This is a genomic window from Hirschia maritima DSM 19733 (assembly GCF_000378345.1).
GTDB classification, from domain to species: domain Bacteria; phylum Pseudomonadota; class Alphaproteobacteria; order Caulobacterales; family Hyphomonadaceae; genus Hirschia; species Hirschia maritima.
On record NZ_KB899545.1, the window covers coordinates 255,577 to 275,608 of the forward strand.

Here is a 20,032-nt window from a genome sequence, read left to right on the forward strand (position 1 = left end):
TGCAACCTTAAACAGAAAAGCTTGTCCCGCATCCACAAGACGCGGTAGCATTTGGATTGTTGATTTTAAAAGATGAACCGATCAATTCGTTGACAAAATCAATCTCGCAACCCTCAAGAAAAGGCAGGCTTGTTTCATCTACAACGACCTTGGCTCCATCTCGTTCGAACACAAGATCGTCTTCATTTGTGTCATTGGCAAAGTCGAACGTGTATGAAAAACCTGAACAACCACCGCCAAGTACACCAATGCGCAACATGGATGCATTGCCTTGGTCTTCAAGGATAATTTTGATGCGGTCAGCTGCTGATTCAGTGATGACGACTTTGTCTTGCATATTCGTAACCATACTCGTTTAAAAGATGTGCCAATATTAATCTAAGATTATAATTGGTCCTATAAGGCATAATGTAGTAATAGCGCGCCGAAATTAAAAGCTTTTTTGGATTCATCTTTGATGGTTGAAACATTTATCCCGCCACCTCGTGCAATTTATGCCACAGATCCACTTAAAACTCGTGGTCGAGCATATGAAGAGGGACCGTCAGCGACGCGGACGTGTTTTCAGCGCGATAGAGATAGAATCATACATTCATCAGCGTTCAGAAGATTGAAACAGAAAACGCAGGTATTTGTCGCGCATGAAGGTGATTTTTACCGGACTAGACTCACACATTCACTGGAAGTGGCTCAGATTGCTAGATCAGTAGCGCGTACACTTGGTTTAGATGAGGATCTGGCGGAGGCATTAGCGTTGTCGCATGATATGGGACATCCGCCGTTTGGTCATGCTGGTGAAGACGAGCTTGATGAATGCATGGAAGAATTTAATGGATTTGATCACAATGCCCAAACACTGAGAGTTGTGACACGTTTGGAAAAACGATACCCACATTTTGATGGATTAAACCTGAGCTGGGAAACTTTAGAAGGGCTGGTAAAGCATAACGGGCCACTTCTGACGGATGGTCAATCTATAGATTCACTTCCACAAGCATTTCGCGATTATCCTCAATTAGAAAATTTGGAATTACATACTTTTGCAGGGCCTGAGGCTCAAGTTGCCGCTTTAGCAGATGATATCGCCTATAATAATCATGATATCGATGATGGGATTGCGGCAGGATTATTCACTGTTGAAGAAATCTGCGAAGTTCCTTTGGTTGGAGATGTTTTTAAAGCAGTCCGTAAAGAATATGCGTTTTTGGAACCTAAATTAATTGTTGCGGAGGCCGTGCGTCGATTGATTGGGATTTGGATTGATGACTTAGTCAAAGAAACGCGTCGTCGATTAAAGAAGCATAATCCACAAAGTCCAGAAGATATTAGAGGTCTTGATGAGCCTGTTGTCGCGTTTTCAAAACGGTTGAACGACAAACAAAAAGTGCTTCGGGCATTTTTATATGAACGTATGTATAAGCATTTTAAAGTCAATCGCATGCGATCACAAGCTCGCCGAATTCTACATGAATTGTTTGAGTTGTTTAACAATGAACCTAACACATTACCGCCACCTTGGCGTCAGGATGCGGAGCAAACATCTGGTGAGAGACGTGCGCGCATTGTGTGTGATTACATAGCAGGGATGACTGACAATTACGCTATTGAAGAGCATCGCCGATTGTTTAATCTTGATTCCATGATCTAAGAATCAAAAATAAATTTACTTAAATTTTTATCAATCAGTTTAGGCTGCATAAACCAAATCCACTTAAATTAACCGTGGAAAACTTAGTATGTGGACGGAATGTAAGTGAATTTAAGCTCAATTCTGTGCTTTTAGGCAAATGAAATGACAGATCGTAAAACCAATCAGGCCGAAAAAAAACAGATGGCATACGCTGTATTGCCAGATGAAAATGGTGGATATGAGATACCCGATGACAACAATCGCGGTCCTCTAGTGCTCGCCATGGCGTTGGGTGTCATAGCTGTGTTTGGTGTCGTGGTTTGGAATGCTTATAAGCAAGGAGTGCGTCATTCCGATAGCTCGGCACTTCCGCAAATTGCTTCGGAAGGGGCTTTCAAGGTACGACCGGTAGATCCTGGTGGGCGCGCAGATGAAAACACAAATATTCGCGTGCTAGATCAAGTGGGAGGTACATCCCGAACTGAATTTGAAGCAACCGACATCAATGTACGTGAAGAGCCTGTTCCTGTTCTTGAGAAAGTGGCAATTGAAGCCAATCAATCTGGAGGATTGGCGTCTAAATCAGTTCAACCCGCAGTGAAACGCCAGGTTCAAAATCGGAAACTGGGTGAAAATGGTAAACCAGTTGATTTACGGCCTGGAGCAAAGCCTGCCAGCTCGTCGGTTGTTACTCAAGAAATTAAACCTCGCCCTGTGATTAAGAAACCACCGGTGCAATCTGCTGAGTTAAATGTGACGCCAATCCAGAAGCCTAAGCCACGCTCTGTCACGCCTAAATCTAGTGAAAATACACCTAAATTTTCCAGCGCTGGACGGTTTGTTGTACAGCTTGCTGCCGTAAAAACGACAGATGCAGTCGACTCTGTTTGGAAAAATGCAGGGAAAAAGGCACCAAATCTGTTCCAAAATGCAAAGAGACACGTGCAAACCGTTGACCTAGGGCCCAAGGGCGTGTGGCATCGTATTCAAGCCGGCAGCTTTGATTCGCGCGCAGATGCGAATGTTTTCTGTAAAGCGTACAAAGCGAGCGGGGGAGATTGTATCGTTGCAGAGAAAAAATGAACGCACCAAAAGCTTGCATTCTTAGTGTATCAGGACCTGAACTTCGAGATGAAGAGGCGGTTTTCCTAGCGCAGAATAATCCCTGGGGTATTATTCTGATGGGCCGTTCCATCAAAACTAAAAATCAAGTGCGCGCTTTAGTTGACTCAATTTGGTCTGCACTCGGTCGGCCATGTTTGATCTTTGTAGACCAAGAAGGTGGACGCGTGCGACGTTTGAGGCCCCCTGAATGGCCTGACTTTCCAGCTGCAAAGGTTTACTCCGACCTATATAAAAAATCTCCAGAACTTGGTGAGGAGGCTGCTTGGTTAGGACATCGGTTGATGGCGGCTGAATTGCAGCCTTTGGGAATCTATGCTGATTGCGCGCCTAATTTGGACCTTTCGCATCCCGGTGCACATGACATTGTGGGGGATAGAGCATTTGGCGATACAGCTAGGCAGGTGTCAGCGTTAGGGGCTGCGGCTATTAAAGGATTAATGGATGGTGGTGTGGCGAGTGTCATTAAACACATTCCCGGACATGGGCGCGCCAAGCAAGATAGTCATGAAGCTCTTCCAGTTGTTGATGCAAGTGCACAAGAATTGGAACAAGACTTTTCTCCGTTTTCTGCGTTGAGTGATGCGCCAATGGCGATGACAGCACATATTGCATATCAAGCCTATGATGCAGAAAATGCTGCGACGGTGTCTCGCAAGATCATTCGTGATGTGATCCGCAATCGAATTGGTTTTGATGGATTGTTGATGGGCGATGATCTGGGAATGAAGGCTTTGGGTGGAACGCTTGAAAGTCGAGCTCGAGCTTCTTTTGAAGCTGGATGTGACATTGCGCTGAACTGTTCTGGGTTTCAAAAAGACCCAGAGATTATCCTTTCTGAAATGCGTCAAGTCGCGGGGGCAAGTCCGCGTCTTTCGGGGCGTGCAGCAGAACGCGCAAAATTTGCCGAGGATGCAACACTTCATCGCAAACCCTTTGATATAGAAGCTGGACGTTTCAGGTTTGAGGAATTGTTGGCAAAAGTGGGCGCAGATGAAATTGGACGAGATCCTACCAGTCGAGTCTCTGTGTAATGCGAAATACGCAGGATCAGTCTTTGCGAGATATGTCGCTTAAGGCTGAAGAGGCTGGGGCTGATGAGTTATTCTTTGTTGATATTCATGGCTTTGAAGGCCCATTACATATGTTACTGGAGCTTGCTAGGAAACAGAAAGTAGATCTGCTTCAAGTTTCTATCTTACAATTGGCAGAGCAGTTTTTAGACTTCATTTTGGAGGCTAAAACAAATCGCATTGATTTGGCAGCTGATTATCTTTTGATGGCGTCATGGCTTGCTTATCTAAAATCCAAACTATTATTGCCCAAACTTGATAATAATGAGGATGTTGAGCCCGAGGCTGAGGGGATGGCAAGACGTTTAGCATTTCGACTAGCTCGTCTTGAAGCCATGCGGAATGCTTCGGATGAAATGAGCCATCTTGATATAACTGGGCGAGATGTTTTTTTGCGAGGGATGACCGAGCAAATTCAGATCAACAAAAAAACAACTTACAAAGCCTCGATTTATGATTTGATGAAAGCCTTTGGGAATATTCAGTCTCGTAAATCAAAAATCAGATCACATGTGGTAAGACGCCAACCCGTTCTCGCTTTAGAGAGTGCCAGAAAATCATTGAAAAAAATCGCTCCCAAACTTGATGATTGGGCGGCTATTCAAGGGTTTGAACCTCCCAAAGATGAACCCGATGAAACTCCTAGGAAATCGGTCACTGCTAGCTATTTTGCAGCAGCTTTAGAATTAACCCGCGATCGTGCGGTTGATTTGAGGCAGGACGCTGCGCTATCTGATGTTTATGTGAGGCGAGCAAATACTAGCCGCGAAACACGTCGGGCTGCGGAATAGATATGAGTGATAATTCAGATCCTGAAGCGATCCGCAAAGTCGTTGCGGAGCTTTCGCGCAAAGAAAAACGTAAAGCAAGAGATAGTCTCGAGCCAACCTCAGATGCTGAAGGCGATGAAGTGCCAATGGAAGTGGCTCACGCAATTTTGGGAAATGACATTCATAAACTCATGGATGAAGAGCCTGAGGATGTAACACCAAAAGACTCTGCTGAAATAGAAATTGATGCTTTGCGTCGCGCAGAGGCCATTTTGTTTGCAACCACTAAACCAATTGAAGCTGGTGAACTTGTTGAAATGTTGCCACCGGGAGCGGATGTGGCGAACATTTTGATGCAATTGCAGAAGACATACTCAGATCGCGGTATTCAATTAATGGAAATTGCAGGGGGGTGGCGGTTTCAAACCGCGCCAGATTTGGCATTCCTTTTTGAAGAAACACGCGAAGAGGAAAAAAAGCTTTCGAAAGCTGCGATGGAGACGCTGTCTATCATAGCTTATTGCCAACCTTGCACGCGTGCAGAAATTGAGGATGTGCGCGGTGTTGCTGTGTCCAAGGGAACGCTTGATGTATTGTTGGAGATGGATTGGATCAAGCTAAGGGGACGTCGTAAAACTCCAGGAAGGCCTGTTGTGTATGGAACTACCAATGCCTTTTTAGAACATTTTGGAATAGATAATCTGGATTCATTGCCGGGTCGGGATGAGATGAAAGCGGCTGGATTGTTATCAGCAAATATCCCTGATGATTTTGATATGCCAAGACCCTCTGATTCAGAAGCAGACGATGATTTATTAGAGATTATCGATGCGATTGATGATGATTTGTCGGATCCTTCAGAATTTCACACTGATTTTAATCAGGAAGAGTAAGAATATCTTGCGTTTATATTTGCGAAGCGTGATCATTTAAACTAGATTGCCAGCTGAACACTGGAAAATGCTAAATATAGCAGGAGAGTAAATCGTTATGGGTTTTGGTGGAATTCACCCTTTGCAATTGTTGATCGTGCTAGTTTTGGCTCTTCTGTTCTTTGGTGGGCGCGGCAAAATTTCTGCAATTATGGGCGATTTGGCAAAAGGTGTCACAAGCTTTCGTAAGGGCTTGAAAGAAGGTGATGAGCCAGACGAAACGAAGTCTGCAGAACCTAAATCTATTGATGATGGTGACACAATCAACATCACACCAAACAAAGATAAAACTGAAGTTTAGTAAGGCTTTGGCTTGATGAAAGCCATTCAGGGTTTGTTTTGAAATCCTGCCGCTGGAGTACTCGGGTACATGATCCCTCAGATCGGATTCATTGAAATACTGGTGTTAGGCATTCTTGCGCTCGTCGTGCTGGGACCAAAAGACCTGCCGTTAATGATGCGTAAGTTTGGGCGTATCACAGGGAAAATGCGTATGATGGCATTTGAGTTCCGGCAGAGTTTTGATGAATTAGGGCGTCAAGCAGAGCTTGAAGAGTTAAAAAAAGAGGTCGAAGCTCTTAAAAAAGAGAGTGGTCTGGACGAATTGCAATCTGACTTAGCATCGACCGAAGCAGATATCGCGAAAGATGCCAAAGAAGTTTCAAGCCAGATGAAGGCTGATTTTGAAAAGTCCAATTCTGAGGCTGAAGAAAAGCTAGAAGTCGAAAAAACAAAATTAGATTCTAAAGTGCCGAAAAAAGATGAGGCTGCATCATGAGCCAAGAGATGCTGCCTGCAGGGCATGAGGATGTTGAAGCCAGCCGTGCACCTATGATGGATCATTTGATCGAATTACGATCCAGATTGGTGAAAGTGCTCATTGCAGTTGGTGTGTGTGCTGTGGTTGCGTTTGTTTTTTCACAATACATGTTTGATTATCTCATGCTTCCTTTCGATCGGGCCAAGGCAGAATTTGGCGCTTCAAATGCCATTGATGGTGTGATCTTCACAGATGCTTTCGAGATCTTGTTTATTAAATTGAGATTGTCACTGCTTGCAGGACTCGCGGTCGCATTTCCATTTGTTGCTTGGCAGGTATATGGGTTTATTGCGCCGGGGTTGTATCAATCCGAACGTCAAGCAATGGTGCCATATATCACAATCACACCTTTCTTGTTTGTGCTTGGTGCAGCGCTCGTTTATTTCGTTATCCTGCCGTTTGTAATGCGTTTTGCGTTTATGCAGGAATTTGATGGTGTAACGTTTCTGCCTAAAGCCAAGCCGTATGTAGACTTGTCTCTCTCCTTGATTACAGCATTTGGAATCGCTTTTCAGACACCGGTGGTAATGTCATTGTTGGCTCGTGCTGGTGTGGTCTCTGCCAAGCAATTGCGGGGTGGACGTAAATACGCTGTCGTGGTGATTTTTGCCGTTGCAATGTTGATGACGCCTCCAGATCCATTCTCGCAAACAGCTTTGGCTTTGCCTGTTTATCTTCTCTACGAATTGGGAATTCTCGCTGCATCGCTTGTAGAGCGTAAGCGTGAAACGAAAGAAGATGAAGAAGAGCGCCTCAACGTTTAGGGCGCTCATTCATTGAAGCTCTTTTATTTGCTGAGAAGTGAGTTTACGAGATTACAACCCAACTTGAGCAATTCATTGCGTCTTAGAATTGCCAGCACGATAGAGCCTATCCAAACAACACACGCAGCATAAAAAAGGCCGCCGCCATCATTGTTCGGGTCAATACCTAATGGCGTGAAGAGGTGAAAACTAATCGCACCGGTCATGATGGCCACACCGATGAGTGCGCCAAGACCTTGCAAGGTTTTATAGCCAAGGAAAAGACCTGTTAGAATGAGAAGCGATGCAACCAGTTCTGCGCCACCAATCACATATTGGCTGAACAACCCTGTTTGAGAGAAAACGCCTCCAGCGCCGAGTGTCTCTGCCCAAGCATCTAGTTTGCCAAATATTGTTTGAGTTTCGGGGGCGTTGGTAAATTTAAATCTCAGCGAATCAAGAAAGATGATCGCGATGAAAATTGAGATGACCCAGTGGCCATATTTTTTGATGTACAGCATTCTTCATCCCCTTGCTTTACTATTGTGGGGCAAGGATAGCTCAAAAGGGGCGATAACGCCTACACAATTTCAAGTGAACATGATGTGTGGCAAATGTTATGTGAAGCAAATTGCCAATATGGCTGTTATTTTCTTCAAACAGTGCTATTGCCAATTTCACTGAATAACTATGACCAATTACCTGATTTCAGGAGCTGTAAAAATGCACGATATCCGCGCACTTCGCGAAAACCCAGAAGCTTTCCGTAATGGATGGAACCGCCGTAAGTCGGGATTGGGTGATGTTGTGTCCGAAATTTTGGAATTAGACGAGCAATTACGTGCGGCGGTGCATGAAATTCAAGAAGCCGAGCAAGTTCGCAACAAATCTTCAAAACTGATCGGTAAAGCTAAAGCAACAGGCGATGAAGATGAAGCCAAGCGCTTAATGACCGCAGTTGCTGATGCAAAAGCAACGATGGAAAAAATTGGCGAGAAAGAAGCAGGAATTCGTACCAAATTAGACGACATCCTGCTTGGTCTTCCAAATATTGTTCATGATGATGTTCCAGATGGTGAAGATGAAGATGACAATGAAGAAGTGCGTGGCTGGGGTGAGCCGACTAAATTGGCATTTGCTGCCCAAGAGCACGCTGATCTGGGTGAAAAACTAAAAGACGAGAAGGGCTTTGCCCTGATGGACTTTGAAACAGCCGCTAAGATTTCAGGTGCACGTTTTGTGGCACTACGTGGGAAAATGGCCAAACTTGAGCGTGCTTTGACGCAATTCATGCTGGATGTGCAAACTGAAGAGCATGACTATCAAGAAGTATCGCCGCCATTTTTGGTGCGCGGGGATGCACTTCAAGGTACCGGTCAGCTTCCTAAGTTTGAGGAAGATCTCTTCAAAACAACAAATGATTATTACACAATTCCAACAGCAGAAGTGCCAGTCACGAACTTGGTGCGCGAGCAGATATTATCTGAAGATCAATTACCTATCCGCATGACAGCGGCAACGCCTTGTTTCAGGTCTGAAGCAGGATCAGCAGGACGTGATACTAAAGGAATGATCCGTCTGCACCAATTTACAAAAGTTGAAATGGTATCGATCACTAAGCCAGAGGACAGTGAAGCTGAGCTAGAGCGCATGACACAATGTGCAGAGGCCATTTTACAAAAACTGGAATTGCCTTATCGCGTGGTGAAACTGTGTACTGGAGATATTGGGTTTGGTGCTAAGCGTACCTTCGACATTGAAGTATGGTTGCCATCACAAGATACATATCGTGAAATCTCTTCATGCTCAACGTGTGGTGACTTCCAAGCGCGCCGCATGAATGCACGCTTTAAACCTGCGCCGACAGAAGAAAACAAAAAGCCTAAAACACAATTTGTGCACACGTTGAACGGGTCTGGTTTAGCTGTTGGGCGTACACTTGTTGCTGTGCTTGAAAACTATCAACAAGAAGATGGCTCGATCAAAGTGCCAAGCGCGCTTGTGTCATACATGGGCGGCGTTGAGGTGATTGGATAATTGCTAAAATAGTTCAGTTAGAGGTTTAACTTGGTGCTGAATAAAATTGAAAAAGATGTTTTCTCAAAGTTTTTGTTTGAAGAGGTCAGATTGTCTTTTTCTGAGTCTAAATTAGAATTGATCGACCGAACTTATACTGGAGTGGGTTTTTTTACAGAGATAAGAACACCTCAAAATTTTCCTTTGTTGTATGGCGGGCAGAGTTCAGTGTGGGGTAAAGTTGGAGCAACTTTGAACTTTGGAATAGAGGTAGGTTTTCTAATATTTATTGATAAGGGTATTCCGCGAGCAATCGAAGGATATACTTATGGTGATCAAAGTTGGCCAAGTTCAGTAAAAAATTTTGAACTATATAATCTGTGATTGATTGTAAGTAATATGCAAAGGAAAAGAAATGCGCGTACTCGTCACTAATGATGATGGAATGGACGCTCCAGGCCTTAAGGTCATGGAGGAAATTGCGCGTTCTATCTCTGACGATGTGTGGATGGTAGCTCCTTTACAAGAGCAATCCGGACAGGGGCGAGCTATCACAGTGTCTGAAGCGGTGCGCGTTGATCAACGCGCGGAAAAACGTTTCCGTATCGAAGGCACGCCAACGGACTGTGTTGTGCTTGGTATTGAACACATCCTAGGAGACAAGAAGCCCGATCTTATTTTGTCTGGTGTAAATGCAGGTCAAAATGTTGGGGAAGACACATCTCAATCGGGTACTGTTGGAGCATGTATTCAAGGGATGATACTTGGTGTGCCGGGCATTGCTTTTTCTCAGACAAAAGGCTTTCGCAAAGGGCAGGGGGTAGCGTGGGATACAGCACGTCATTTTGGACCTAAAGTTCTAAAGCGTTTGTTGGAAACTGGCTGGCCAGAAGACGTTGTTATGAACGTCAATTTTCCTGACTGTGAAATAGAAGATGTTCAGGGCGTAGAGATCACTTCGCAAGGCATGCGTGATTTCCCTATTATCAATTCTGAAAAGCGCACAGATCCCCGTAAACGCGATTATTATTGGTTGTCTCACGGTGGTCCAAAATCAGATCCACCTGCTGGAACTGATCTTCGTTGTATCTACGAAGACAAGATTAGTATATCGCCGCTGCACGTTGATTTAACGCATTATGCGTATCGTGATATTCTCGCCGAGTCTTTTGGCGATTTATAAGAGTTTTAAAAAGGTCTTTGACCGTTGAGTATAGTAGATCCTTATAGAGCTGCGCGGCTAGTCTTGCAGCTGCGGCAAGCGGGCGTGATGGACAATCGCGTTATGAGTGCGGTGGAGAAAACCCCGCGCGCGGTTTTTGTCCCGCCTGATTATCGCGACATGGCTTATGATAACCTGCAGGTGCCAATTGCTTGTGGACAAGAATTATCTTTGCCGGTCGTCGTTGGACGAATGCTTCAGGCTCTTGATGTGAAGGAAGATCACTCAGTTTTAGAAGTTGGAACTGGTGTTGGTTATCAAGCTGCTGTTTTGTCTCTGTTAGCGAAACGCGTATACACAATAGAGCGTTTTCGGACCTTGCATGAGAAAGCAGCTGAAACCTTGCTTTCGCTTGAACTGGATAATGTTAGATTGTTCCACGGTGATGGATTATTGGGTCTTCAAGAACGAGCTCCATTTGACCGTATCATTCTCACAGGTTCTATTTCGCGTCCTCCCTATACTTTGGCTCAACAATTAAAACCTGACGGAATATTGATCGCCCCAGTAGAAAAAGACGGTTCACAACACATAAATGTGTATAAAAGAGTAGAAAATCAGGTCGAAAAACTAACTTCGTTAGGGCCTTCTAAGTTTTTACCCCTCATTATTGGCACTGCAAGAGAGCTTTAATTTGCAGGAGGTCGGGTGTTTTTGAGTATCCGACAGTTAAAGAATGAGTGATTCAAAACTGATTTCAATAAGATCAGTATTAACTGTAAGTGTCGTATCATTTGGTGCGATGTCTGGGTTTTTATGTGCGCCAGCTCATGCTCAATCTGGCCGCGAAACTGCCCCTGTTGAATTTCGTTCTGCTGCCCAGCATTCACAATATAGGGTGCCAACACCCAATGAATACGCGCCTGTATCGCAGGGAAGCCCATTGGAAAAACCCAATGTTGAGTATTACGAGAAAGTTGCGAAAACACGCGAGCAGACCGAATTAAAGCGACAAGCAGCTGAGAGAGCTTCAAAGCAGGCGCAGCAGCAAACACAGCAGCAGGTTCAGCAAAGAACAAGCTATCAAGCTCAACAACAGGCGACACAACAAGCCCAACAGCAAATGTCTGGTCAGGCGCAATCTGTGGCGTCACAACAAAACCCGCAAGTATTTCAGCAAGGTGTCGCTCAATCTCGCAATGGGTATGCGTCACCGCCATACGGGCAGGGTGTTCCTAAAACGGTACCGCAAACTTTGTATGAAGCTCCGTCTCAGAATATTCAAGCAGCGATAAACCAGTATCCTGCCGGGCAGACACCTAATTTCCAAACGCCGCAGGTGCAAATACCTCAGACACAAATAAATGTTCCACAAATGGGATATCAGGGGGGGAATATCCCTCCAATGTCGACCCCTGAAATGGCTATGAATATGCCATCCACAAATATCCCGGCGATGAATGTTCCAGCTGCCACGATACCCGCAACGAATATTCCTGGCTCAGTTCCTGTGGAGTTTGGTAACGCAGTTTCAAAGGTTGCGTCTAATTCTGATCTTACAAAATACGCGTCACAAGCTGCGTCAAATACAGGTTCAGTTGTGAAGAGTGCGGCTCAAATCAGCGCGACTGCTGCGACGGTACAAACAATGAATTCGGCGGCTCCTGCGGCTGCTGGTACAGCAATTGGAGTTGCAGGTTCTCTCTTGGGGAAAGGTTTCTCAGCTCTAAAAGGCAAAAAAGACAGAAGTTCGCAAAGGACCGACTTTTCTAATGAAGACCTTATGTCCATGCGAGAGCACGCGGGTTATAAAAGTTTGGACTATGAAAATGCACAACCAGAGTTTCAACCGTCTCAACGTCCGCAAAATCAGCCCCCGCAACAGTTTAGGCAAGCAATAACCAATCAAGCTGGCATCGAACACAGAGCAGCGGCTCAACGTCCACTCACGCAACAGCCGATTTCAATTGCCCAGCAACCGCTCATTAAACAAGCGCCTATGGGGTATGGTGTGCAAGTGCTTCCCGGTGACACATTGTTTAGCTTGTCTGAACGGTATCGCGTTGCGCTGCGGGCATTGGTTGAAACAAACAATCTACAGCCTCCTTTTGCGCTAGAAGTAGGTAGTTTTATTCAGTTGCCGCCTCCAAATATTCATGTCGTTGAAGCTGGTGAGACCTTATATGCAATCTCGCGGCGGTATAATGTCGACACGCGTTCGTTGGCAAACATGAATGCGTTGCCAAAGCCTTGGACAATATATCCTGGGAATGAGATTTTACTTCCGAGTTTGGCAAGAGATGTCATGGCGTCTGAGGCAACTGCCATTGCATCCGCAAAGGCTCAAGAAATTGCATTCGCAAAATCAACTGGGATTGCAGCTCCAATGGTTGGGCATGTAGCAACTGTAGCGTCTCCATCATCTCAAATGGTGGCGGTGAATAAGGTGCCAACTGAGTTGGCTGTTGATGCTGCCAAGCTTGCAAAGCGAAATACAAGCCTTGGGCGTTTTGATGAGGCGGCACCAACTAAGGCAACAAAAATTGTCAAAAATGTAGATTTGCCCGGAAAGGCAAAAGGGTTTGTGTGGCCTTTGCAAGGCAACTTAATTCGAAAATTTGGACTGTTACCAGACGGAAAAAAGAGTGATGGGCTCAACATTGCTGCGCGTTCTGGAGCGCCCATCAAAGCGATATCGGATGGTTATGTTGTGTATGCAGGAAGTGAACTTCCCGGTTTTGGTCATTTGATCTTGATCAATCATGGTGGAGGTTGGGTGAGTGCATATGCCCATGCCAAAGAGCTTTTAGTAGAAGAAGGACAGGCGATTCTTCAAGGACAGGAAATTGCACGAGTCGGTGAGACTGGCTCTGTAGATAGCCCTCAATTGCACTTTCAATTGCGCAAAGGGAAGTCTCCAATTGATCCAACCGGGCATTTAACTGGAAAACAGCCAATTTAATTGCAAATCTTGAATATCCAAAGTGCGTGCACACATTGCATTACGTGGGCCTATCGATATAGTCCGCGGCTGGAATGCGTTGTTAGTTGAGCCTTAGATTGCTCGCTAGCTCGCAACTGCTTTCATAAGAGAGCAGAAGAGGGATAATTTAAGAGGCGTTTATGAGTATCGCACCACTAATTTTTCAAGCTGCTGGAGCAGCTGCACCAGGAGCTGCAGCTCAACCATCATTTCTAATTCAGATTCTTCCCTTTATCGGGATTTTTGCGGTCATGTACTTTTTCATGATCCGCCCACAACAGAAGAAGCAAAAAGAACACCAGGCAATGATCAATGCCGTTGTGAAAGGTGATACAATTATCACGACAGGTGGATTGATCGGTAAAGTTACGCGCGTAGAGGACACTGAAGTCGTTATGGATGCGGGCGAGGGTGTAAAGCTTCGCGTACTGCGTGGCATGATTGCAGATGTTCGTGGCAAGAACACACCACAACCGGCCAACGATACTTCAAAAAGCTAGAGTCATTTAATTATGTTGCAATTTCCACTGTGGAAACGTCTGCTCGTACTGGGCGTTGTGATGCTCGGAGCGTGGTTATGCTTGCCGAACCTGTTAAATGCAGGTCAGCGCGCAGGTTTGCCGGGTTTCGTGCCGTCTGAGACCGTAAAATTAGGGCTCGACCTTAAAGGTGGTTCCTATCTCTTGCTGGAGGTTGATCCAGAGGAATTGCAACAAAATAAGTTGCTAGAGCTTTCGCGCGATATTCAACGGTCGCTCATCAAAAAACCGAACAATGTGAAATTCCGAGGTCGAGAAGTTATCGACGGTGGGGTTCGTTTTCGTGTTGTAGAGCCAAGTCAGGTTGATGAAGCTAAACGTCGGGTGCGGGAACTTTCTTCTCCAGTCGGTGGTATTGGTGGTGCGCAAAGTTTGGACATTAGTGAACAGAACGGTGTGATGACTGTAAAGTTTTCTAATGCGCGTCTTGAAGAACTTGAAGTTGAGGCGCTGGAAGACTCAATTGAAGTTGTTCGTCGTCGTGTGGATGGTTCAGGAACGACTGATCCAAATATTCAGCGTCAAGGTTCCAACAGAATTGTACTCGAAGTGCCCGGATTAGATGATCCAACAGAGCTGATCGAATTGATTCAGCGCGCAGGTGTAATGACTGTGAATTTGGTGGATGATGCAGCTGATGCAACTCAATATCGCGTTGATGAGCCTCGTCTAGGTAAAGTAAAACGCTTGGATGCCTATACACCAGAGGAATATGTTGTTTTTGAAGACCCTATTTTGACTGGATCTGATTTTACATCTGCTTCTCAAGGGTTTGATGAAAACAATAGCCCACAAATTAATTTTACTCTGAATTCACGTGGTGCAAAAGCATTTGGTGAATTTACAACAGAAAATGTTGGAAATCGGTTTGCTATTGTTTTGGATGGTAAAGTTGTCTCGGCAGCAAATGTTAGAACGCCGATCTTGAGTGGTTCTGGCCGCATCACAGGCCAGTTCACTATTCAGGAAGCAAACGCAATTGCAATCGTTTTGAGAGCAGGTGAGTTGCCGGCTAAGCTACAGGTGGTGGAACAACGTGTGGTTGGAGCTGGCTTGGGTGAAGACTCCATCCGTGCAGGAACTATGGCATCTGCCATTGGTCTGGCTTTGGTCGCGGTGTTTATGATTCTTGCATATGGCTTATGGGGCGTCTTTGCAGTCGTATCGCTTGCTGCCAACATTATGCTGTTGGTCGGAGCGCTTTCCGGTCTGGGAGCCACGCTAACTCTTCCGGGGATTGCAGGGATTATTCTAACTATCGGTATGGCTGTGGATGCTAACGTTCTTGTATTTGAAAGAATCCGAGAAGAAAATCGAAATGGTAGATCGCCAATCAATTCGATCGAGATCGGTTATAAACAAGCTGGGTCAACTATTCTCGATGCAAACCTGACAACATTGATCGCTGCGGCTGTGTTGTTTTGGTTAGGATCAGGGCCGGTTAAAGGGTTTGCTGTAACACTTGGGATTGGTATTTTCACATCTGTGTTCACGGCATTTGTTTTAACGCGGATGTTTATGTCTGATTGGGTGCGTACTTTGCGCCCTAAAAAGCTGCCAGTATAGGAGGGATGGATTATGTTACTTAAATACCTTCCTACGGAACCAAAATTCAAATTTATGAAATTCAGAATGGCAGCATTTGCTCTGTCATTGATTTTGATTGTCGGTTCTATTGCAATGGTAGTTACGCGTGGCCTCAATTTCGGGATCGATTTTGTCGGTGGTGTCGTTGTTGAAGTTGAAACACCAACAAAAGTAGATATCGGTGAAATCCGTAGCGCATTATCTTCTCTGGATCTTGCTGGTGTCGAAGTGACAGAGATCAAGGACAATCTCGTTGCTGAAGAAACAGATACAACGATAGCTTTGATCAAAACTAAAGCTCCTGAAGCGACGGGGGACGAAGTTGAAGCGGCTGTGCAAGCAACTGCTGCCGGGATCTTAACTGCGCTGAAGTCCGAATTTGGTGACATTGAAGAACGCCGTAAAGAGGCTGTTGGACCAAAAGTCTCTGGCGAGTTGATGCAAGACGGTATTATGGCGCTTGTCGTCGCTTTGAGCTTGATGCTTGTTTATATCTGGTTCCGTTTCCAGTGGCAGTTCTCAGTAGGTGCCGTTTTGGCCCTCGTTCATGATGTTATTTTGACTATCGGAATGTTTGCGGTGACTCAGTTTGAGTTCAATCTTTCAACAATTGCAGCACTTCTCACAATTGTTGGTTATTCAATGAACGATACTGTTGTAGTATATGACCGTGTGCGTGAAGAATTGCGTCGATACAAGAAAATGTCGCAAATTGATGTGATAGACATGTCAGTAAATAGAACGCTTTCTAGAACATTGCTAACTTCTGGTACAACTTTACTGGCGTTGATATCAATCTTCTTGCTGGGAGGGGAGGTTCTTAGAGGTTTCTCTTTCGCAATGATTTGGGGTGTCGTTATAGGAACTTACTCATCGATCTTTATTGCATCGGCAATTCTGCTGCACACAGGGATGCGCCGTAGCACGATTGCTGGGGGCGAGGCCGAGCCAGATCCTCAAGGGGCCCAAGTATAGGTAGAATAGTACCGTTTTAAAACTCAATCTCTAATTCTTAACGAGAGCGCCCGATTATATGATTGGGCGCTCTTTTTATATCTTGTTCGTTAATAGAAGGTGCTAAGGGTGTTAATTAATAATGTTGTAAAAGCAGATATATCGCCTTTAAGTTGAGGCGATGAGTGATTACTATTTTGTTGAGAATGTAAGGATATATTTTTTTCAAAATTTTTTAAGGAGAAAAAAAGCTTTATTGTTCAGATGTTTGCAACAAATAGCACCGACTCAAAATTCAAATTGTCCAATTGTGCTTAGCATTCTTACTAATTTTGATGGTTAAATTAACCTAACATTTGCACCTGCTGAGGCAGTATCACGCTGTGAAAGCGGAAATGTGGCCGGAATATTCTGTTGTGGGCACTTGATAATCCGTACCACTGATATGTTTTAAGGGTGATACCATGAAGATGAAATTAGCATTGTCGGCTGCTGTGCTTTCAGTAGCAACAGTCTTTGGAACGACTGCTCCGGCATTGGCAGAAGCAAAAGTTGTTAAACAAGTTGCTCCTGAATATCCACGTGGAGCTGAGCGTCGCGAACTTGAAGGTGCTGTATCTCTACAATTTGATGTGAATGATGCAGGTAAAGTTGAGAATGTCACAGTGACTGATGCAACAATGCCTGGCGTTTTCGACAAAGCTGCAATCAAAGCGTTAAGCAAGTGGAAGTTTGAGCCTGGCTCACCAGATGCCGGCGTTAACGTTACGATTAACTTTCAGCTTTAAGATATAAGCGAATCAAAACGGACTGCCAAAGTAGTCCGTTTTTTTGGGGGATAAAAATTAACCATAATTTTTTTGTGGGGCGAGGAAAATATGTCTAAGTTAAATCACAACTTGATTAGAGTACGACTACCAGCAGCATTCGCAGCCGCAGGCTTTACCATAGCTGGCGCGTCGGGTATTTCAATTTCGGCTCTAGATACATCAAGTGATGGTTTAAAAGATGTTGTAAACGAAAAACTTCCTCTGATGAAAGCTGCCGATGGAATGGGCGCTTCCTCATCAGTACTTAAAACCGCAACAAAAGGGTTTGCAGGGGTTTCAAACGAAACTGACCGCACCGCTTCGATGGGCGAGCTCGTAAACTTTCTTGCCGATATCGACAAAAATATTGCTGAATTAAAAGCTGCAGACGATGTAGGGAGTTTATCTCAAGTCGGGTCTGCGGTTGATGAAATGCAAAATGCTGTAAATTCACTAAACAGCGTGGTATCAGACAGAATTTCCGTTGAAAACAGATTGCACTCCGCTATGGCCGATATGCGCAACATTAGAAGCGCGGTTGTTAATGCTGTAGAAGCTCAGCTTGATGAAGCTGATGAGGGTGATATTGAAACTCTTCTGAGAATTAGTCTTTCTGCTAACACAATGAACTCATTGTTCGGCGAAATTGAGCTTTCTACTGAAGTTGGAAACATAGCAGCTGTCGAAGATAAACTTTTCGATCAAGTAGATGAGATTACGGTAAATGTTGCGATCTTAGGCGATGTTGCCAGTGCGGATTTGAAAAACGCATCAAGTAGTCTTGTTGAGTATGCTGACGGCGACAACACAATAGCTTCCATGAAGAGTAGTGTGCTAAAAGCTGAGCTAGAAGCACAATCAATCGCTGGTCAAGCAAATGCAGCTGCTGAAACTCTTGAGGCTGCTACTATTGCATTGGCGCAGTCTATTCGTGCAGATGCAGAGTCAACTGCTAAATCAGCGCTTGGTACAAACACAACAGCTTCTACATTATTGATTTTGATGACTTTAGCATCATTGTTAGGAGCAGGTTTAGTTGGATATTTCTATGTTGAACGTAGAATTTCAAAGCGTCTTACAAAACTGAACAATGCTATGGCTCGCATGGCTGATGGTGACTTTGATGTTGACATGGAAGGTGTCGATGGAAAAGATGAAATTGGCCAAATGTCTCAAACATTGCGCGTATTTGAAGAAAATGGTCTCGAGAGAATTCGTCTTGAAGAAAGCGCACAGAGAGAAGCTGCAGAGCGTGAGAGACGTACGCAACAGATCGATAGCTTCATTGAAGACTTCGATGGTAAGATGAAGGACACGTTCGAGATTATGTCTCGTGCTACTTCTGAATTACAAAATACTGCGTCAGTAATGCGCGGTTCAGCAGAAAACGCTACGAATGAAACTGGCTCTGCTGCCGGTGCTGCGGATCAGGCATCTAACAATGTAAATACGGTGGCTAGTGCGGCTGAAGAAATGTCAGCGTCTATTTCTGAAATCGCAAACCAAATTGTTCACTCAACTTCCATCGCTAAAGAAGCAGTGGATGAAATGCAGGTTTCTAGTGAAAGCGTGAAAGGCCTAGATCGCGAAGCAGAGGCTATTGGTGAAGTAGTTGACCTCATTAACAATATAGCGGGTCAAACTAACCTACTTGCTCTAAACGCTACAATTGAAGCTGCGCGTGCTGGTGAAGCAGGTAAAGGTTTCGCTGTTGTGGCAAACGAAGTTAAACAACTATCAAGTCAAACAAGTAAAGCAACTGAGCAAATTGCCAGCCAGATCTCAAGCATCCAGGCTGCTTCAGGTGGTGCTGTGTCGGTGATGAATAAGATTTCGACGCTAATTAGCGATATAGATACAATTTCTTCATCGATTGCATCTGCGATGGATCAGCAACGCGCGGCAATCATGGAAATCTCTCGCTCCGCACAAGAAGCCGCGAGTGGCGCGCAATCTGTAAATGACTCAGTGCAATCACTAAGCGCTACAACATCCGAAACAGGGCAGTGTGCTCAACAGGTTGAAAGTGCTTCAACTGGGTTGGCTGGAGAGGCCGATCAATTGCAAACATCAGTTGTGGACTTTTTGCAGAAAGTTCGCTCTGCATAATCCATAGTTATAAATCAAAAAGATTAAGCCCGCCAATTGGTGGGCTTTTTTTGTGTCAAATGCCATTAAAAAAAAGCCGCTCTCAAATGAAGCGGCTTTTGGTGTCATAAATCGATGTTTTGTATAGACTTAGCTAGCGTCAGAAAGGTTTTGGTTCACGAAGTCCCAGTTCACCAATTCGTTTAAGAACGTTTCGATGTAAGCAGGGCGAGCGTTTTGGAAGTCTAGGTAATAAGCGTGTTCCCAAACATCCATTGTTAGAAGTGGTGTAACGCCATCTTCAGTTAGTGGTGTTTCAGCATTTGGTGTCTTGCGAACTTCAAGTTTACCGTTTGCAAGAACCAACCAAGCCCAACCAGAACCAAATTGAGTTGCGCCAGCAGTTGCAAAAGCTTCTTTGAATGCTGCGTATGAACCGAAGTCTTCATTGATTTTGTCAGCGATAGCACCTGTAGGTTCGCCGCCGCCTTGTGGTTTCATTGAGTGCCAGAAGAATGTGTGGTTCCAAACTTGAGCAGCGTTGTTGAATACACCGCCATCAGAAGATTTGATGATGTCTTCTAGAGACTTGCTTTCAAAGTCTGTACCTTCGATCATTTTGTTCAGGTTCACTACGTAAGCATTGTGGTGCTTTGCGTGGTGAAAGCTAAAAGTGTTCGCTGACATGTGTGGTTCAAGAGCGTCAGTTGCGTAAGGAAGCGCTGGTAATTCAAAAGCCATTGGAGAGCCTCTTTATTTAATTATGGAATCTAGATTAATTTCACTATCTGACCATATATGATT

At 44.7% G+C, this 20,032-nt stretch carries 21 protein-coding genes; 18 read left to right on the forward strand and 3 right to left on the reverse strand.

The features are described from left to right. Nucleotides 1-7: 7 nt before the first annotated feature. Nucleotides 8-337, reverse strand: coding sequence for an iron-sulfur cluster insertion protein ErpA (erpA, locus tag F551_RS0106625; protein WP_018996709.1), 330 nt, complete (start codon nt 335-337; stop codon nt 8-10). A gap of 120 nt (nt 338-457) precedes the next feature. Here erpA and F551_RS0106630 point away from each other — a divergent pair, with 120 nt between their 5' ends. The 8 genes from F551_RS0106630 to tatC all read left to right on the forward strand — a co-directional run bounded on the left by F551_RS0106630 (nt 458) and on the right by tatC (nt 7,111). Beyond that, a complete protein-coding gene (locus F551_RS0106630; protein WP_018996710.1) occupies nt 458-1,648 on the forward strand; it encodes a deoxyguanosinetriphosphate triphosphohydrolase in 1,191 nt (396 codons plus the stop codon). 144 nt (nt 1,649-1,792) lie between these two features. Beyond that, complete coding sequence (locus F551_RS0106635) at nt 1,793-2,713, forward strand: SPOR domain-containing protein (RefSeq protein ID WP_018996711.1); 921 nt, start codon at nt 1,793-1,795, stop codon at nt 2,711-2,713. Next, nucleotides 2,710-3,786, forward strand: a complete 1,077-nt coding sequence (gene nagZ / locus F551_RS0106640; protein ID WP_018996712.1) for a beta-N-acetylhexosaminidase — start codon at nt 2,710-2,712, stop codon at nt 3,784-3,786. Before F551_RS0106635 ends, nagZ begins: the two co-directional genes overlap by 4 nt. Continuing rightward, on the forward strand, nt 3,786-4,616 hold the full coding sequence (locus F551_RS0106645; RefSeq protein WP_018996713.1) for a segregation and condensation protein A: 831 nt from the start codon (nt 3,786-3,788) through the stop codon (nt 4,614-4,616). The genes nagZ and F551_RS0106645 overlap by 1 nt, the downstream gene beginning before the upstream one ends. 2 nt (nt 4,617-4,618) lie before the next feature. Further along, nucleotides 4,619-5,488, forward strand: coding sequence for an SMC-Scp complex subunit ScpB (gene scpB / locus F551_RS0106650; RefSeq protein WP_018996714.1), 870 nt, complete (start codon nt 4,619-4,621; stop codon nt 5,486-5,488). 97 nt (nt 5,489-5,585) lie between these two features. Continuing rightward, entirely contained in the window at nt 5,586-5,828 is a 243-nt protein-coding gene (locus F551_RS0106655; protein ID WP_018996715.1) for a Sec-independent protein translocase family protein, read from the forward strand. A 69-nt stretch (nt 5,829-5,897) separates the two neighbouring features. Next, nucleotides 5,898-6,305: a Sec-independent protein translocase protein TatB gene (gene tatB, locus F551_RS16365; RefSeq protein ID WP_018996716.1), complete on the forward strand. Its 408-nt coding sequence runs from the start codon at nt 5,898-5,900 to the stop codon at nt 6,303-6,305. Then, complete coding sequence (gene tatC / locus F551_RS0106665; protein WP_018996717.1) at nt 6,302-7,111, forward strand: twin-arginine translocase subunit TatC; 810 nt, start codon at nt 6,302-6,304, stop codon at nt 7,109-7,111. Before tatB ends, tatC begins: the two co-directional genes overlap by 4 nt. Before the next feature lie 23 nt (nt 7,112-7,134). On the opposite strand, the gene F551_RS0106670 is transcribed toward tatC, so the two are convergent. Continuing rightward, nucleotides 7,135-7,611, reverse strand: a complete 477-nt coding sequence (locus tag F551_RS0106670) for a hypothetical protein (protein ID WP_018996718.1) — start codon at nt 7,609-7,611, stop codon at nt 7,135-7,137. Nucleotides 7,612-7,813: 202 nt separating this feature from the next. Between F551_RS0106670 and serS the strand changes: the two genes are divergently transcribed. From serS to F551_RS0106725, 10 genes are all read left to right on the forward strand, one after another. Next, on the forward strand, nt 7,814-9,127 hold the full coding sequence (gene serS, locus F551_RS0106680; protein WP_026296695.1) for a serine--tRNA ligase: 1,314 nt from the start codon (nt 7,814-7,816) through the stop codon (nt 9,125-9,127). A 30-nt stretch (nt 9,128-9,157) separates the two neighbouring features. Continuing rightward, nucleotides 9,158-9,490: a hypothetical protein gene (locus tag F551_RS0106685; RefSeq protein WP_155825823.1), complete on the forward strand. Its 333-nt coding sequence runs from the start codon at nt 9,158-9,160 to the stop codon at nt 9,488-9,490. A gap of 31 nt (nt 9,491-9,521) precedes the next feature. Beyond that, the gene (surE, locus tag F551_RS0106690; RefSeq protein ID WP_018996722.1) at nt 9,522-10,289 is read left to right on the forward strand and encodes a 5'/3'-nucleotidase SurE; all 768 of its coding nucleotides are present in this window, start codon (nt 9,522-9,524) and stop codon (nt 10,287-10,289) included. A 24-nt stretch (nt 10,290-10,313) separates the two neighbouring features. Next, nucleotides 10,314-10,961 carry a protein-L-isoaspartate(D-aspartate) O-methyltransferase gene (locus F551_RS0106695; RefSeq protein ID WP_026296696.1) on the forward strand — a complete coding sequence of 216 codons (648 nt, stop codon included), beginning with the start codon at nt 10,314-10,316 and terminating at the stop codon, nt 10,959-10,961. A 43-nt stretch (nt 10,962-11,004) separates the two neighbouring features. Next, nucleotides 11,005-13,230 carry a LysM peptidoglycan-binding domain-containing M23 family metallopeptidase gene (locus F551_RS17110; protein ID WP_018996724.1) on the forward strand — a complete coding sequence of 742 codons (2,226 nt, stop codon included), beginning with the start codon at nt 11,005-11,007 and terminating at the stop codon, nt 13,228-13,230. 161 nt (nt 13,231-13,391) lie between these two features. After that, a complete protein-coding gene (gene yajC / locus F551_RS0106705) occupies nt 13,392-13,751 on the forward strand; it encodes a preprotein translocase subunit YajC (protein ID WP_018996725.1) in 360 nt (119 codons plus the stop codon). Nucleotides 13,752-13,763: 12 nt separating this feature from the next. Beyond that, nucleotides 13,764-15,356 (forward strand): protein translocase subunit SecD, encoded by a 1,593-nt coding sequence (secD, locus tag F551_RS0106710; RefSeq protein WP_018996726.1) that lies wholly within the window; start codon nt 13,764-13,766, stop codon nt 15,354-15,356. A gap of 12 nt (nt 15,357-15,368) precedes the next feature. Further along, entirely contained in the window at nt 15,369-16,352 is a 984-nt protein-coding gene (gene secF, locus F551_RS0106715) for a protein translocase subunit SecF (protein WP_018996727.1), read from the forward strand. Between the two features lie 443 nt (nt 16,353-16,795). Further along, the gene (locus F551_RS0106720; protein ID WP_018996728.1) at nt 16,796-17,119 is read left to right on the forward strand and encodes an energy transducer TonB; all 324 of its coding nucleotides are present in this window, start codon (nt 16,796-16,798) and stop codon (nt 17,117-17,119) included. Between the two features lie 90 nt (nt 17,120-17,209). Then, entirely contained in the window at nt 17,210-19,249 is a 2,040-nt protein-coding gene (locus tag F551_RS0106725; protein WP_018996729.1) for a methyl-accepting chemotaxis protein, read from the forward strand. 129 nt (nt 19,250-19,378) lie between these two features. On the opposite strand, the gene F551_RS0106730 is transcribed toward F551_RS0106725, so the two are convergent. Then, nucleotides 19,379-19,969 carry a superoxide dismutase gene (locus tag F551_RS0106730; protein ID WP_018996730.1) on the reverse strand — a complete coding sequence of 197 codons (591 nt, stop codon included), beginning with the start codon at nt 19,967-19,969 and terminating at the stop codon, nt 19,379-19,381. Between the last annotated feature and the right edge of the window lie 63 nt (nt 19,970-20,032).

Excerpts from the sequence above, each read along its gene's own strand:
- yajC (WP_018996725.1), top strand. The coding sequence starts at position 13,392 with ATGAGTATCGCACCACTAATTTTTCAAGCTGCTGGAGCAGCTGCACCA.
- F551_RS0106635 (WP_018996711.1), top strand. The coding sequence starts at position 1,793 with ATGACAGATCGTAAAACCAATCAGGCCGAAAAAAAACAGATGGCATAC.
- F551_RS0106655 (WP_018996715.1), top strand. The coding sequence starts at position 5,586 with ATGGGTTTTGGTGGAATTCACCCTTTGCAATTGTTGATCGTGCTAGTT.
- F551_RS17110 (WP_018996724.1), top strand. The coding sequence starts at position 11,005 with ATGAGTGATTCAAAACTGATTTCAATAAGATCAGTATTAACTGTAAGT.
- serS (WP_026296695.1), top strand. The coding sequence starts at position 7,814 with ATGCACGATATCCGCGCACTTCGCGAAAACCCAGAAGCTTTCCGTAAT.
- surE (WP_018996722.1), top strand. The coding sequence starts at position 9,522 with ATGCGCGTACTCGTCACTAATGATGATGGAATGGACGCTCCAGGCCTT.
- F551_RS0106630 (WP_018996710.1), top strand. The coding sequence starts at position 458 with ATGGTTGAAACATTTATCCCGCCACCTCGTGCAATTTATGCCACAGAT.
- nagZ (WP_018996712.1), top strand. The coding sequence starts at position 2,710 with ATGAACGCACCAAAAGCTTGCATTCTTAGTGTATCAGGACCTGAACTT.
- tatB (WP_018996716.1), top strand. The coding sequence starts at position 5,898 with ATGATCCCTCAGATCGGATTCATTGAAATACTGGTGTTAGGCATTCTT.
- secD (WP_018996726.1), top strand. The coding sequence starts at position 13,764 with ATGTTGCAATTTCCACTGTGGAAACGTCTGCTCGTACTGGGCGTTGTG.
- tatC (WP_018996717.1), top strand. The coding sequence starts at position 6,302 with ATGAGCCAAGAGATGCTGCCTGCAGGGCATGAGGATGTTGAAGCCAGC.
- erpA (WP_018996709.1), bottom strand. The coding sequence starts at position 337 with ATGCAAGACAAAGTCGTCATCACTGAATCAGCAGCTGACCGCATCAAA.
- F551_RS0106670 (WP_018996718.1), bottom strand. The coding sequence starts at position 7,611 with ATGCTGTACATCAAAAAATATGGCCACTGGGTCATCTCAATTTTCATC.
- secF (WP_018996727.1), top strand. The coding sequence starts at position 15,369 with ATGTTACTTAAATACCTTCCTACGGAACCAAAATTCAAATTTATGAAA.
- F551_RS0106720 (WP_018996728.1), top strand. The coding sequence starts at position 16,796 with ATGAAGATGAAATTAGCATTGTCGGCTGCTGTGCTTTCAGTAGCAACA.
- F551_RS0106725 (WP_018996729.1), top strand. The coding sequence starts at position 17,210 with ATGTCTAAGTTAAATCACAACTTGATTAGAGTACGACTACCAGCAGCA.
- F551_RS0106730 (WP_018996730.1), bottom strand. The coding sequence starts at position 19,969 with ATGGCTTTTGAATTACCAGCGCTTCCTTACGCAACTGACGCTCTTGAA.
- F551_RS0106645 (WP_018996713.1), top strand. The coding sequence starts at position 3,786 with ATGCGAAATACGCAGGATCAGTCTTTGCGAGATATGTCGCTTAAGGCT.
- scpB (WP_018996714.1), top strand. The coding sequence starts at position 4,619 with ATGAGTGATAATTCAGATCCTGAAGCGATCCGCAAAGTCGTTGCGGAG.